The 13,781-nt window shown below is 72.7% G+C and carries 10 protein-coding genes; 4 read left to right on the top strand and 6 right to left on the bottom strand.

Annotated elements, in window-relative coordinates; all coding sequences use genetic code 11:
• Positions 1–93: 93 nt before the first annotated feature.
• Both HC362_RS20285 and HC362_RS20280 read right to left on the bottom strand, forming a co-directional pair.
• Positions 94–1,479, bottom strand: coding sequence for a phosphomannomutase/phosphoglucomutase (locus HC362_RS20285; protein WP_243085450.1), 1,386 nt, complete (start codon positions 1,477–1,479; stop codon positions 94–96).
• Between the two features lie 84 nt (positions 1,480–1,563).
• Entirely contained in the window at positions 1,564–2,010 is a 447-nt protein-coding gene (locus tag HC362_RS20280; protein ID WP_209268159.1) for a DUF3499 domain-containing protein, read from the bottom strand.
• A 358-nt stretch (positions 2,011–2,368) separates the two neighbouring features.
• Between HC362_RS20280 and HC362_RS20275 the strand changes: the two genes are divergently transcribed.
• A complete protein-coding gene (locus HC362_RS20275; RefSeq protein ID WP_347568458.1) occupies positions 2,369–2,749 on the top strand; it encodes a metallopeptidase family protein in 381 nt (126 codons plus the stop codon).
• A 77-nt stretch (positions 2,750–2,826) separates the two neighbouring features.
• On the opposite strand, the gene HC362_RS20270 is transcribed toward HC362_RS20275, so the two are convergent.
• The 3 genes from HC362_RS20270 to HC362_RS20260 all read right to left on the bottom strand — a co-directional run bounded on the left by HC362_RS20270 (position 2,827) and on the right by HC362_RS20260 (position 8,853).
• On the bottom strand, positions 2,827–4,431 hold the full coding sequence (locus tag HC362_RS20270; protein WP_243085448.1) for a DUF5719 family protein: 1,605 nt from the start codon (positions 4,429–4,431) through the stop codon (positions 2,827–2,829).
• A complete protein-coding gene (locus HC362_RS20265; protein WP_243085447.1) occupies positions 4,428–8,306 on the bottom strand; it encodes a glycosyltransferase family 2 protein in 3,879 nt (1,292 codons plus the stop codon). The genes HC362_RS20270 and HC362_RS20265 overlap by 4 nt, the downstream gene beginning before the upstream one ends.
• A 283-nt stretch (positions 8,307–8,589) precedes the next feature.
• Positions 8,590–8,853, bottom strand: a complete 264-nt coding sequence (locus tag HC362_RS20260) for a WhiB family transcriptional regulator (protein ID WP_004952403.1) — start codon at positions 8,851–8,853, stop codon at positions 8,590–8,592.
• Positions 8,854–9,705: 852 nt separating this feature from the next.
• On the opposite strand from HC362_RS20260, the gene HC362_RS20255 reads away from it, so the two are divergent.
• The 3 genes from HC362_RS20255 (at position 9,706) to HC362_RS20245 (ending at position 12,739) form a co-directional block, all read left to right on the top strand.
• The gene (locus tag HC362_RS20255) at positions 9,706–10,206 is read left to right on the top strand and encodes a cysteine dioxygenase family protein (RefSeq protein ID WP_243085446.1); all 501 of its coding nucleotides are present in this window, start codon (positions 9,706–9,708) and stop codon (positions 10,204–10,206) included.
• A gap of 86 nt (positions 10,207–10,292) precedes the next feature.
• Complete coding sequence (cofD, locus tag HC362_RS20250) at positions 10,293–11,279, top strand: 2-phospho-L-lactate transferase (RefSeq protein ID WP_243085445.1); 987 nt, start codon at positions 10,293–10,295, stop codon at positions 11,277–11,279.
• 89 nt (positions 11,280–11,368) lie between these two features.
• Positions 11,369–12,739 carry a coenzyme F420-0:L-glutamate ligase gene (locus tag HC362_RS20245; RefSeq protein WP_243088724.1) on the top strand — a complete coding sequence of 457 codons (1,371 nt, stop codon included), beginning with the start codon at positions 11,369–11,371 and terminating at the stop codon, positions 12,737–12,739.
• Between the two features lie 49 nt (positions 12,740–12,788).
• Here HC362_RS20245 and HC362_RS20240 read toward each other — a convergent pair whose 3' ends face one another.
• Entirely contained in the window at positions 12,789–13,712 is a 924-nt protein-coding gene (locus tag HC362_RS20240) for a DNA-3-methyladenine glycosylase 2 family protein (protein WP_243088723.1), read from the bottom strand.
• Positions 13,713–13,781 lie beyond the last annotated feature (69 nt).

Raw genomic sequence — 13,781 nt, 5'->3', positions numbered from 1 at the left:
GCAACTGTGTGCCGGCTGTACAGCTGTGTGCTGACTTGTGCGGTCAGGGTACCGCCGTGGACGGCCGGCCGTACGCGTGCGTGCGGGGTGCGCTCACAGCGCCGAGGTCGTCTCGCCCTCCGCCCGGACGATGGCCAGCACCTCGTCGCGGATGCGCTCGACGGTGGCGGTGTCCCGTGCCTCCACGTTCAGCCTCAGCAGCGGTTCGGTGTTGGAGGGGCGCAGGTTGAACCACCAGTTGACGCCGGTGACGGTGAGGCCGTCCAGCTCGTCCAGCGTGATGCCCTCGCGCCCTGCGAAGGCCGCCTTGACGGCTGCCGTGCGGTTGAACTGGTCCTCGACGGTGCTGTTGATCTCCCCGGAGGAGGCGTAGCGGTCGTAGCGGGCGACGAGCTGGGAGAGCGGACCGTCCTGTCCGCCGAGCGCGGCCAGCACGTGCAGCGCGGCCAGCATGCCGGTGTCGGCGTTCCAGAAGTCGCGGAAGTAGTAGTGCGCCGAGTGTTCGCCGCCGAAGATCGCGCCGGTTCTGGCCATCTCCTGCTTGATGAAGGAGTGGCCGACCCTGGTGCGCACGGGCAGGCCGCCGCTCTCCCTGATGACCTCTGGAACCGACCAGGAGGTGATCAGGTTGTGGATCACCGTGGAGCCCGGCTCCTTGGCCAGCTCGCGGGAGGCGACCAGGGCAGTGATCGCGGACGGGGAGACCGGGTCGCCGTTCTCGTCCACGACGAAGCAGCGGTCGGCGTCGCCGTCGAAGGCCAGACCGATGTCGGCACCGACCTCGCGCACCCGCTGCTGGAGGTCGACCAGGTTCTTCGGATCGAGCGGGTTGGCCTCGTGGTTGGGGAACGTGCCGTCCAGTTCGAAGTACATCTCGTGCAGTTCGACGGGGAGTCCCGCCAGCACGAACGGGACGGTCAGTCCGCCCATCCCGTTGCCCGCGTCGACCACGACCTTGAGCCTGCGGATGTCCGAGAGGTCGACCAGGGAGTGCAGATGTGCGGCGTAGTCCTCCAGCATGTCCCGCTGGGTGACGGTGCCTTGGGGCTTGTCCGCCGCCGGGGCGCCGCCCTGGTCCAGCCACCGCTCGACCAGTGAGCGGATGTCGGCCAGCCCGGTCTCCTCGCCCACCGGTGTCGCACCGGCGCGGCACATCTTGATGCCGTTGTACTGGGCGGGGTTGTGGCTGGCGGTGAACATCGCGCCGGGCAGGCCGAGTTTGCCGCTGGCGAAGTAGAGCTCGTCGGTCGAGCACAGGCCGATCTCGGTGACGTCGGCGCCCTGGCCGGCCGCGCCCCGTCCGAATGCCCGGACGAGACCGGGCGAAGAGGGCCGCATGTCGTGCCCGACGACGATGGCCGAGGCCCGGGTGGTACGGACGAAGGCGGCACCGAACAACTCGGCTGTCGTCTCGTCCCACTGGTCCGGCACCACACCGCGCACGTCGTACGCCTTCACGATCTGAGACAGATCTGCCACGGCCAGCCTCTCCTGGGTCGTCGGTCGGCAACGGTCCCAAATCTACCCGGGCGGGTGAGGGCCGCCGTGCGGCAGCGCGGTGTGCTACGGCTCCGGGGAGCGCAGGACCCTCAGATGGCCGCGCCGGGCCACCTCCATCGGATCGGCGTCCCGCCCGTCGGGGCCGCTGAGCCGGTCCTTGGGGGGCGGCTCCTGCTGCTCGGCGCGCGGTGTGCGGGCCGCCTCGCGTACGGCGTTGGCGAGGGCTTCCAGGTCGTCGCTGCTGGGCCGCGCTGCCGCCGTGTCGACGGCGAGCCTGACCACCTCCCAGCCGCGGGGTGCCGTGAGCCGCTCGGAGTGCTCGGCGCACAGGTCGTAGCAGTGCGGCTCGGCGTAGGTGGCGAGGGGGCCCAGGACGGCTGTGGAGTCCGCGTAGACGTACGTCAGCGTCGCGACGGCGGGACGACCGCAAGCGGTGCGCGAACAGCGACGTACAGGGCTCACGACGATGGACCGTACCGCACTCTTGAGCGGGCTGCGACGACTCTCCATGACGTCACCCTGCCGTGTCGTCCGCCTTCGCCGGAAACGCCTGATCTGCTGAAAGGCGTGCGCGGTCACCGTATGGGCGCCCCCTGACCGGCGGCCGATGAGCACTGTCGCAACACGAACCGCGCGCCATTCACCTGATTTCGGTCATTTACCATGCTCCGTTCCGCCGAAAAGAGCGATCAAAGCGGCAGAAAGGGCGAAGGGCCTTCATGCGTTGATATGCGGGAGATGCTCCGCACCCGCCCGTCGTGCCCCGCGTGCGGCCTGCGGCGGGCTAGGCTCGGAGGTGATGGACAGCCCCGTACCGCCGCGCCGGGTCGACCCACGGCCGCGCCGCCGAGACCGCCACGGCCGTGGCATGCGCGGCCCCATCGCACCTCCCCAAGTGCCGCTCGCCATCAGCAGGGCGGAGGCGTTCGACGATCTGGTGCGCGACTCGGTGACCCGTCTGGAGAGGCACTGGCCGCAGCTGGCCGGGGTCGAATTCGCGGTCCAGGAGGTGCCCCGGTCGGACAACGGCGAGGTGCGCGAGGGTGACGAAGCCGTGCCGCTGGGGCGGGTCACCGAAGGCAGCGGCGAGCGCCCGGACCGGGTGATCGTCTTCCGGCGCCCGGTGGAGATCCGCAGCAGGACCAGGGACGAACGGGCGCTCCTGGTGCACGAGGTCGTGGTCGAGCAGGTGGCCGAACTGCTGGGACTGGCGCCCGAGTCGGTCGACCCGCGGTACGGGCAGGACTGAGGGCAGGGCAGTACCGAGGGCCCTGGCCCCGCCCCGCCCCCGGCGCGGCGCGGGGCGGGGCGGGGCGGGGCGGGGGCTCACTTGTCGACGTTCAGTACCGACAGGTCCTGGTCGGACTCGGGGACCGCGACCGTGCTGCGGTCGTCGGGGAGGGTCTGCACGGTGAAGGCCGGCAGTCCGGACTGCTCGCGCTCCAGGGTGCGGGAGGCGTACAGCGGACCGCCGGAGAGGCGCTCCACCGTCACCGCGTAGGCGCCCTTGCCACCGTCGGGCCGGGGCGGGGTGAACGCCTTGGTGGTGTGCGCCTTGACCGTGACAGTGGTGCTCTTGGGGCTGCCGCCGCCGCTGGTCGGCGAGGCGGTCACCTTCACCCGTGCCGCGGCCTCGGGCGCGGTCAGAGCCAGGGTGGAGCCGGTCGCGGTGTTGCCCGCGGCGGTAGCGCGCTTGTTCACCGGCACGGTCGCGGGGACGAACGCCGTCTCCTGTTTGCCGCCCTTGCCGCGCAGCACCCGCGCCGCCGCCACCACGCCGGGAGCCTCCTCGCCGTCCTCGGCGGGCGAGAGCACCAGTGACCCGGCCTCGCCCTTGGTGAGCTCCTTCAGGTCGACGGTGGTGACCATTCCGGCCTTCACATGGAGCGTCTCGTGGCCGGCCGGGCTGATCGTTCCGGACCGGCCCGCGAGCTTCACCTTGAGGTCGGCGTCCTTGTCCCCGGGCGCGAAGACGGACAGCCGGACGGAGGCCGCGTCCTCGGGAATGCCGGGCAGCACCACCCGGGGGCTCGGGTCGGCGGCGGGGGCCAGCCAGTCGCCACCCAACTTGCGGTCCGAGGACTGCACTTGTGCACCGACCCGGCCGGACCGCGCGGTGACGTGGAGCGTCACATTGGTGACCGGTTCGGCGGTCAGGGTGGACAGCAGCACGGGGACGCTGGAGTGCGGTGGAACGGTGACACCCTCACCGGCGCCCTGGCCGCCCTTCTCCTTGCCCTCCTTGCCGTACAGCTCCAGGTCGACGACGGCGCTGGTGCTGTCCGGGTTGGTGAGGTGTACGTAGTCCTGCCGGTCCTCGGCGGTGCTGGCCCCGGGGAACCAGAACGACGTGTCGGGCGCCGTACAGGAAGTGCCCTGCAGACCGCGTCCGGCACCGGCACCGATGCTCGTCGTCTGCTGCACGGTCCAGCCGGGTGCGAAGGGGCCGTCCGCGCTGCCGGTCAGCGCGGGTGCCTTCGGGTCGTCCGTCTCGGCGGTCACGGGCGTGCCGGGGCTGCTGAGAGGGAGGAACGGTTTCCGGCTGCCCTTGTCGGCCGTCCCGGCGCCCTGGCCCTCTCCCTCGTCCTGCTTGCCCTTCTCGCCCTTCTTCTCGCCGTCCTTTTTCCCGTCCTCGCCGTCATCGGGGCTCTGCGGGGTGTCCGTCTCGGCGGCTTCGGCGGGGTACAGGGCGGCGCTGCCCTTCTTGCCGGGGCCGCCCTTGGGCGTGAACGCCTCGTAGGAGGTCTCCGCGACGTCGGAGGTGCTCGGCTGCGGGCAGACCAGCGTGGAGCGCTCCACGGGCTTGTGAGCGGCCGCCTTGGCGCTCTCGCCGCCCTGCGCCGCCTCGTCCGGTGCGGACAGCGCGGCGACGCCGGTCACCGCGGCGAGCGCCACAGCGACGGCTCCGAAGCTGAGGACTGTGCGGTTCACTGCTGCTCGCTCCCGTTGCCGTTGCCGTACCTGCTGTCGTAGCCGGGCGTGTCAGGCCCCTCGTAGCCCTGCTGATAGCCGTACGGGTCGGCGGGCTGCTGGGCCGCGTACTGCTGGGCCTGCCAGTCGTCGTAGGAGGCGGGCTGCTGGTACGCGTCGTACGCGGGCTGTTCGGCGTACGGCTGCTCATAGGGCTGCTGTTGCTGCTCGTACGGCTGTTGCTGGTACGACTGTTGCTCATACGGCTGCTGCTCGTAGGACTGCTGCTCGTACGGCTGCTGTTGCGGGATCTGGCCGTAGGAGGCCCCGCCGTAGGCGTCGTAGGAGGGCTGCTCGTACGGGGCGCCCTGGCCGTAGTCCGTCTGGTCCGGGTACGGAGGCTGCTGCGGCACGTAGGGCTGCTGCTGTTGGCCGTACGGGTCGTAGGCGGGCTGCTCGGGGACGGGCGGCGGGCCCTGCGGAACAGGCGGGCCCTGCGGAACAGGCGGGCCCTGTGGGACAGGCGGCTCCTGCGGAGCGAGCGGCTCCTCGGGCGAAGGCGCCGACGGAGCCTGGGCCGCCTCCGCGGCAGCGCGGAGCCTGCGCGCCCTGCGGCCGTCACCCAGCGCGGACGGGTCGGGCACCGCCGGCTCGTCCGGCAGGTCGTCGTCCACCTCGCGACGGCGGCCGGGCAGTGCGAGGACCAGGACGAACAGCAGCAGGAAGCCCTGCGTCCACACCCACACCGTGTGGGTGAACGGGGTCTCGTGGGCGAGTTCCAGCTTGCCGCCCTTGGCGGGCAGTTCGAAGCCCTGCGCCCAGCCGTCCACCGTGACGCTCTTGAGCGGGGTGCCGTCGAGCGTGGCCTGCCAGCCGCTGTCGGCGCGGTCCGCGAGCCGCAGCACCCGCCCGGAGGGCCCGGACGGCAGCGTCGCGTGCGACTCGACGGGCCCGGAAGGAACCGCAACGGGCGCTGTCACGGCACCCGCCGCACCGTTCTCCTGCTTGCCGGGGACGATCGACAGGCGGGAGACCTGGCGGTCGACGCGCCACAGAGCGCTGCCGTCCTCCTGGCTGAGCCGGGTCAGTCCCGGCGTGGCGTCCAGGGTGCGGCTCACCTCGCGGGAGGCGCCGTCGCGCAGCAGGACGTACCGGACGGCGTAGCCGCCCAGTTGGCTGGTCTGGTCGGCGCCGGAGCCCGCGACGAGGTTGGAGACCACCTTGTCCAGGCGGGTGTCGTCGCCGTCGGCTGCCGCGAGTTCGGCGTCGCCCAGCCGTGCGCCGGAGCCGCGCGCCAGCGTGTAGGTGACCCCCGAGGCGCCCTCGGGCTGATCGAGCACCAGGGTGCGGGCCTGGTCGCTGGTGGTGCTCTCCTCCGCGACGAACGCGGGGACCTGCACCGGGTCGCGGCGCGAGAGCGGGCCGTCCGCTCCGCGCACCATCCAGCCGACCGCCGCGACCAGCGGTGCCAGCACACAGGCCACGGCGATCAGTGCGGCCACCGGCTGGCGCCAGCCGAAGCTCTGGGCCGCTACGCGTTCCTTGGCGCCCTCGGCACCGACCGCGGCGGCGCACAGCAGCGCGAGCCCGTAGACGAGCGTGGCGGGACCGGCCCAGGCCGAGCCGTTGGAAAGACCCGCGGCCAGCAGTCCGGCCAGCGCGGCGACCCAGGCGGCCCGTACGGCGAGCCCGCGTTCGGTGCGCAGCAGTGCGGCGAGCCCGGCCGGCACCAGGCCGACGAGGAAGAGCGCGTCCGGGGTGCCGGGGCCACCGGGCGAGAGCATCAGCAGGTCGAGGGCGGAGGCCGCACCCGTGCCGTAGTCCAGACCCGCCTCGTCGAGGAACCGCCCGGGGGAGGTGAACAGCGACAGCGACCAGGGCGCGAGCAGTACCAGCGGCGTCACCAGGGCAGCGGCCAGCCGGGCGGCGAGCGCACCGAGTGAGGCACCGTACGCGCTGCGCACCCCGAACGCCGCAAGGGCGAGCACGGCGGCCAGCGGCCACACCACCGGGGTGAAGGCCATGGTGACGGTCAGCAGCAGCGCATACGCCCACGCCGCCCGCCAGCCGCCCTTGCCGCGCAGCCCACTGGCGGCGACCGCGGCACGTGCCAGCAGGGGCAGCAGTACGGCGAGTACGGCGGTGCCGATACGGCCCTGCGCGAGCGCACCGGTCGCGGCGGGCAGGAAGGCGTAGGCGACGCTCCCCCAGGCGCGCACCAGACGGGAGTCGACCAGGGGGCGGGAGGCGAAGTAGGCGGTGACACCGGCGAGCGGTACCGAGCACACCAGCAGCAGCGTCAGCGTCAGGCCTGTACTGCCGAACAGCAGCGTGGCGAACGTGGCGAGGACGGCCAGATAGGGGGGCGCCGGCTCGGTGCCTCCTGTGCCGACCGGGTGCCAGCCTTCGGCATGACGTGCCCACAGGTCCGAGACCCCGTCGGGGACGGGCAGCAGCGCGCCGCCCGCCAGTGCCCCGCCGCCCAGCAGCGCCCGGCAGGCGACCAGGGAAACGACCAGCAGGACGGCGAAGAGGACAGGACCGGGCTTCTGGGCGAGCCGCTTGAGGCGCGCGAACTGTTCCACCTCAAGGAAGTCCGCGTCCTCGTCCCCGGGGCCCGACTCGACGGCGCCGTGCCGGCCCCCGGCGGAGGAGTCGGGCTCGGAGCGCCCGGTGAAGTTGCTGGTGACCTGTTCCAGGGTCGCCCGCACGGTGGCACCGGGAGGCGGGAAGAGTGACCGCAGTTCCTTGTGCGGGACGGCGGGCCTGCCCCGTTTGCGGCGTGCGGTCAGGATGCTTCCGCCGCGCAGCAGGGTGCCGGAGAGTCCGGCGATCTCGTCCAGTGCCTGCCGGGGCACCTTGCCGACCAGGTAGGCGAGAGTGCGCAACAGGGTTCCGACGACGAGACGCAGCAGCACCCATGGCAGCAGTGCGCCCGGCATGTTGGCGAGCAGCGTGTAGACGGCGCCCGCCTTGTCGACGCGGTGCGGGCTGGCGCCGCCGCGGCTGGCGCGGCCGACGCAGTCGACGGGACGGCGCTCCCGTGAGGCGGCCTCGGCGTGCCGCATCACGGCGTCCGGTGCGGTCAGTACCCGGTGCCCGGCTGCCTGGGCGCGCCAGCACAGGTCGACGTCGTCGCGCATCAGGGGCAGTCGGCGGTCGAATCCGCCGAGCTGTTCGAAGACGTCGCGGCGGATGAGCATGCCGGCGGTCGAGACGGACAGCACGGGGCGCACCTGGTCGTGCTGGCCCTGGTCCTGTTCGCGGCGTTCGATGCCCGTCCAGCGGCGGCCGCTGTGCGCGATGGTCACGCCCGCTTCCAGCAGCTGCCGCTGGTCGTACCAGCTGCGCAGCTTGGGTCCCGTGACGGTGACCGACGGGTCGGCGTCCACGACGCGCAGCAGCTGCGCCAGGGTGTCGGGCTCGGGCGCGCAGTCGTCGTGCAGCAGCCACAGCCACTGCACGGGCTCGCCGTAGGGCAGCTCCGGCATGTCGTAGGCGTCGTCGCGCCAGGCGCGGTTGACCGGGTCCCAGCCGCTGGGCCGCTTGAGGTAGGGCAGGTCGTCGGGGGTGAGCCGGCGCGCCGTGCGGGCTGCCTCCTCGACGGCGGTGCCGAACCCGGTGCGCCGCGCCATGTGCAGGACGCGCTCGGCGCCGAGCGCTTCGGTCAGCAGCTGCGCCGAGTTGTCCGCGCTGCCGGTGTCCGCCGCGACGATGTTCTGCACCGGGCGGCTCTGTTCCAGCAGCCCGCTCAGCGCGTCGGGCAGCCAGCGGGCGCCGTCGTGGGCGACGATGACGGCGGTGACGACGTGCCGGGGGAACTCGGGCGGCTCCACAGTGGCCAACCCTGCTGCGGCCGCCTCGTAGTGGGCCGCCATGTGGCTGTGCACGGACATCGAGGTAGGGGCCCTCCCCGGGGTGCCGGGGCCTCGCGGCAGTGCCGCGGTCTGGCTGCAAGCCCCCGGAAGACGCGTATCGGAGCGGTGAACGCAGCGCCCTTGGCGGGGCGGTGCGTCGCGGACGGCCCCACACTAACGGCTCGCCCTCGCGCGTCCTGCGGTCCGTGGCAACTACCCCGGCCGGGCTCCGGGTTGCCCGGTCGAGCGGTACGGGTCTCCCGCACGGGTCTCCGGTACGGGACGGGGTCGGGCGTACAGCGGCCGGGCAGCTGGGCAGCGGCTAGACAGCGGCCTTCTTCAGGCGGCGCCGTTCACGTTCGGACAGGCCGCCCCAAATACCGAAACGCTCGTCATTGGCGAGGGCGTATTCGAGGCACTCGGAGCGGACTTCACACGCGAGGCAGACTTTTTTCGCCTCGCGGGTGGAACCGCCCTTCTCGGGGAAGAACGATTCGGGATCGGTCTGAGCGCACAAGGCGCGCTCCTGCCAGCCCAGCTCCTCGTCCGCCTCTTCGACCAGCAGTTGTTGGAACAGCTCGGTCATGTGCGCCCCTCGATCCGTCTCTTCGACCCCGTGATGCTGTCGTTATCGAACCCTCTTGAACGACACGAGTGAAATTACAAGTGTGCCGATCCGGGGCAGTCAAGCCGAGATCTGCTATTGAGCCCGTTATTCACCCGGCGGAACCAAGCCTTCGCAGTAAGTGTTCAAATCACTACGAAATATGACACTCGCGCCCGGAGCCAGGGCGTTTTGCCCGACTCCTGTATGCAGAACGCGATGACCTGCGATCACGTTCCGCATGAACGCCCGGATGGCCCTGATCACACTCTGATCACGGAAGTGCAACGGCGTACAGGCAGGCCCACGACGCCACCCGACGGGCGCGAGGCGGCATCTCTCCGGCGCGGGAGGGCACAAACCTTTCGCCGGTCACGGGGACCGGAAGGGATGAAAGATTCGCCACAAACGCGACAACAAGTTGACACCTGGGGCACGGGGGCGCTGTTCTGGAGCGCATGGCAGTGACCTCTGAGACCCGTACGGCCCGTGGCGCCTTCGCCGCGCGGCCTGCCGGGGGCGCGCCCGCGCTCCCCCGCGCCGCCTCTCACGTCCTGGAGCCCCACCGCTGTCGCTGTCCGCGCGGCTGTCACGCCCGCTGTCGCTGAGGCTGCCGAGGCCCCGCCCGGCCTGAGCCCGGCGCCGCCCCCTCGGTCACCCCGCGGCTGGTCGGTTCCGCCGTCGCGCATCCGCTCCGGCCGAGCGTGCCGCACCCTCCCGCATCTCCCGTCGCGCCCCTGAGCGCCCTGCCCAGCCGCCTCCGGCCGTACGCCGGACCGGCGCCTCCGCCCCGCCCGGCCGTCCGCCGGCTCTCGCACAAAGGCACTCCCGCACGTGAACAGCGACCTCGAAATCGCGGGCGACCCGCTCGCCATTCCGCACCTCCTCCCCCCTGCCCCCGCGCACCCCGCAACCGTCGCGGACTTCGCCGGGCTGATCCGTGAGCTCGCCGCCGACCGCGCCGCCTGGGCGCCGCTGGTGCGCTACGACCCGACCCTGCGCTGGTACCACCGGCTGCGCACCGGCCCCGGATACGAGGTCTGGCTGCTCAGCTGGCTGCCCGGGCAGGGCAGTGGACGGCACGATCACGGACGCTCGTTCGGCGTGTTCGGCGTACTGGAGGGCGAGTTGACCGAACACAGCGGAACCAAACGCGTTCTTTCCAGCGGAACGGTGCGGGTCTTCGCGCCCGGCTACGTGCACGAGGTGGTCAACGACGGGCTGGAGCCCGTGGTGAGCGTGCACGTGTACGCGCCCGGACTGACCGAGATGCCGCAGCACTGCTCCATGGGCCCCGCCGTCGAGCGCAACCTCGCACAGGAGACCCCGGCCTGAGGTGACGGCGCGGCGGCGCACGGCGGAACGGGTGTCGCGGCAGACCTGATGTCGGGTGCAAGTACCGGGCTGCGAGACTGGTGCGCATGCAGCGCATTGTGGTTCTGGCCGGGGGCATCGGCGGTGCCCGCTTTCTGCGCGGGCTCAGGTCCGCGGTGCCCGACGCGGAGATCACCGTCGTCGGCAACACCGGTGACGACATCCATCTGTTCGGGCTGAAGGTCTGCCCCGACCTCGACACCGTGATGTACACCCTGGGCGGGGGCATCCACGAGGAACAGGGCTGGGGACGGGCCGAGGAGACCTTCGTGGTCAAGGAGGAGCTGGCCGCCTACGGCGTGGGCCCCGAGTGGTTCGGGCTGGGCGACCGGGACTTCGCCACCCATATCGTCCGTACTCAGATGATCTCCGCGGGATACCCGCTCAGCGCCGTCACCGAGGCACTGTGCGCGCGCTGGCAGCCCGGGGTGCGGCTGCTGCCGATGACGGACGACCGGGTCGAGACGCATGTGCTGATCGACGACCCGGACGCGGAGGGCGGTGCGGACGGCACGGCTGCCCGCAAGGCGGTGCACTTCCAGGAGTACTGGGTGCGGCTGCGGGCCTCCGTGGACGCGCACGCCGTGGTGCCCGTCGGCGCCGACTCCGCCAAGCCGGCCCCCGGGGTGCTGGAGGCCGTCGCGGAGGCCGACACCGTGCTGTTCCCGCCGTCCAACCCGGTGGTCAGCATCGGCACGATCCTGGCGGTTCCCGGCATCCGGGAGGCCATCGCCGACGCGGGCGTACCGGTCGTCGGGCTCTCCCCCATCGTCGGGGACGCGCCGGTGCGCGGTATGGCGGACAAGGTGCTGGCCGCCGTCGGTGTCGAGACCTCCGCCGCCGCCGTCGCCGCGCACTACGGCTCGGGGCTGCTGGACGGCTGGCTGGTCGACACCGTGGACGCGGGCGCCGTAGCGGCCGTGGAGGAGGCGGGCATCCGCTGCCGTGCCGTTCCGCTGCTGATGAGCGACGAGCAGGCCACCGCCGAAATGGCCCGGCAGGCGCTGGAACTGGCCGAGGAGGTACGGGCGTGACGGCGGACGCGACAGAGACGGCCGAGGCACCAGGGGCTCCGGAGTCCGCCCGGGTCACAGAGTCCGCCCGGGTCGCGGAGTCCGCCCCGGTGGCGGAGCCCACCCGCGCACCGGGGCCCGCGTACGAGGTCTGGGCGCTGCCCGGCATTCCCGAGGTGCACCCCGGGGACGACCTGGTCGAGCTCGTCGTCGCGGCCGCCACGGCACCCGGCGGGCGCGGGCTGGTGGACGGCGACGTGCTCGTCGTCACCTCGAAGATCGTCAGCAAGGCCGAGGGCCGCGTCGTGCAGGCCGACGACCGTGAGGCCGCCGTCGACGCCGAGACCGTACGCGTCGTCGCGCGGCGTGGGGCGGCCCGGATCGTGGAGTCCCGGCACGGCTTCGTGATGGCGGCCGCCGGGGTCGACGCCTCCAACACGCCCAAGGGCACGGTGCTGCTGCTGCCCGAGGACCCGGACGCGGCGGCCCGGCAGGTGCGCGAGGGGGTACGGGAGGCGCTGGGCGTCACCGTCGGCGTCGTCGTCACCGACACCTTCGGACGGCCCTGGCGCGAGGGGCAGACCGATGTGGCGATCGGCGCCGCCGGGGTGCGGGTCCTGCAGGACCTGCGTGGCAGCGTCGACATGTACGGCAACCCGCTGGGCGTCACCGTCACCGCCGTGGGGGACGAACTGGCGGCGGCGGGCGAGCTGGTCAAGGGGAAGGCGAGCGGGCTGCCGGTCGCGGTGGTGCGCGGACTGGCGCAGCACGTGCTGCCCTCGCCGGAAGCGTGCGACGGCGGACAGGCGGAGACGGCGCGCGAGGAGACGGCCCGCGCGCTGGTGCGGGACGCCGCCAACGACATGTTCCGGCTGGGCACCTCGGAGGCCGTACGCGAAGCGGTGACGCTGCGCCGGACGGTACGCGAGTTCACCGCCGAGCCGGTCGACGAGCAGGCGGTACGCCGTGCGGTCGCCGCCGCGGTGACCGCTCCCGCTCCGCACCACACCACCCCCTGGCGGTTCGTGCTGCTGGAGAGCGAGCGGTCGCGGACCCGGCTGCTGGACGCCATGCGGGAGGCGTGGATCGCGGATCTGCGCGCGGACGGCAAGAGCGAGCAGAGCATCGCCAAGCGCGTCCGGCGCGGCGACGTGCTGCGCAACGCGCCCTGTCTGGCCGTGCCCTGCCTGGTGATGGACGGTTCGCACACCTATCCGGACGATCGCCGCAACGCCGCCGAACGCGAGATGTTCGTGGTGGCGACGGGTGCGGGAATCCAGAACTTCCTCGTCGCCCTGGCCGGGGAACGGCTGGGGTCGGCCTGGATCTCCTCCACCATGTTCTGCCGCGACGTGGTGCGCGAGGTGCTGGAGCTGCCCGCGGACTGGGACCCGATGGGCGCCGTGGCCATCGGCCACCCGGCGGCACCGCCCCGCGAGCGACCGGCGCGCTCCGCAGCGGACTTCGTCGTGGAGCGCTGAGCCGCGCCCGTACGCCCTTGCAGCGGGCTGTGTCCCCACCGGGAAACGCTTACAGCGGGGCTATGTTCCCCACCGGGAAACGGGGCTGACGGCGTGGCATGCGCGGGCCGCCCAGCAGGATGAGGCGGCCGGCCCGGTGCCGCTGTCCCTCGTAGGGGGCCAGCAGCTCCAGCATGCCGTCGTCGTCGGTGCCCCGCGCGCCGGTGAGCGCGTAGCCGATCAGCCGCGGCAGGTGCAGATCTCCGACCGTGATCGCGTCCGGCTCCCCGTTCGAACGCTGGAGGACCTCGGCCGCCGTCCACGGCCCGACGCCGGGGATCGCCTGGAGCCGGGCCAGCGCCGCCGCCAGGTCCATCGTGGCCGCCTCCTCCATCCGGCTCGCCCGCTGGAGTGCGCGCAGGATGGCGGCGGAGCGCTTCTGGTCGACACCGGCTCTGTGCCACTCCCAGGAGGGGATGCGCAGCCAGTCGCGCGGATGCGGCATCACCCACAGGTCGGGGTGCGGGCCGGGCGCACGCTCACCGAACCGGCGCACGAGCAGTCGCCATGCGCGGTATGCCTCGTCCGTGGTGATCTTCTGTTCCAGGACGGTGGGGATCAGCGCCTCCACCACCCGGCCGGTACGGATCAGCCGCAGCCCGGGGTGGCGGCGGTGCGCCTCACGGGCAACGTCGTGGTGCGGGACGAAGGCGTGCGGGTCGTCCTCCGCGCCGAGCAGCGCGGGCAGCCCGTCCAGCAGCCACCGCGCGCCCGGCCCCCACGCCTGCGCGCACACGACGCCGTCGGTGCCGCCGCGGCGCGTCCACACCTTGAGCGTCGCCGGGCCGTCCGGGGTGCGGGTACCGCGCCAGACCGCGCCGCCCTCGGTGCGGTACGTCGGGTCGTACGGCCCACGGCGCAGCACGCCGAGGCTGCCGTGCAGGTCGTACGGGCCCGGCGGGGTCCAGGTGCGGGTGAGTGGCGACACGGGCAGCAAGCGTACGGTCCCCCACTGACAGCCAGGCCCTCGCCGGGGGCCACCTGACAGCCAGGCCCTCGCCGG

The organism is Streptomyces sp. 891-h, assembly GCF_022760275.1.
Lineage (GTDB): Bacteria > Actinomycetota > Actinomycetes > Streptomycetales > Streptomycetaceae > Streptomyces > Streptomyces spirodelae.
The sequence above is the reverse complement of the archived record's forward strand: the minus strand, read 5'-3'. Positions and strand labels throughout refer to the sequence as shown.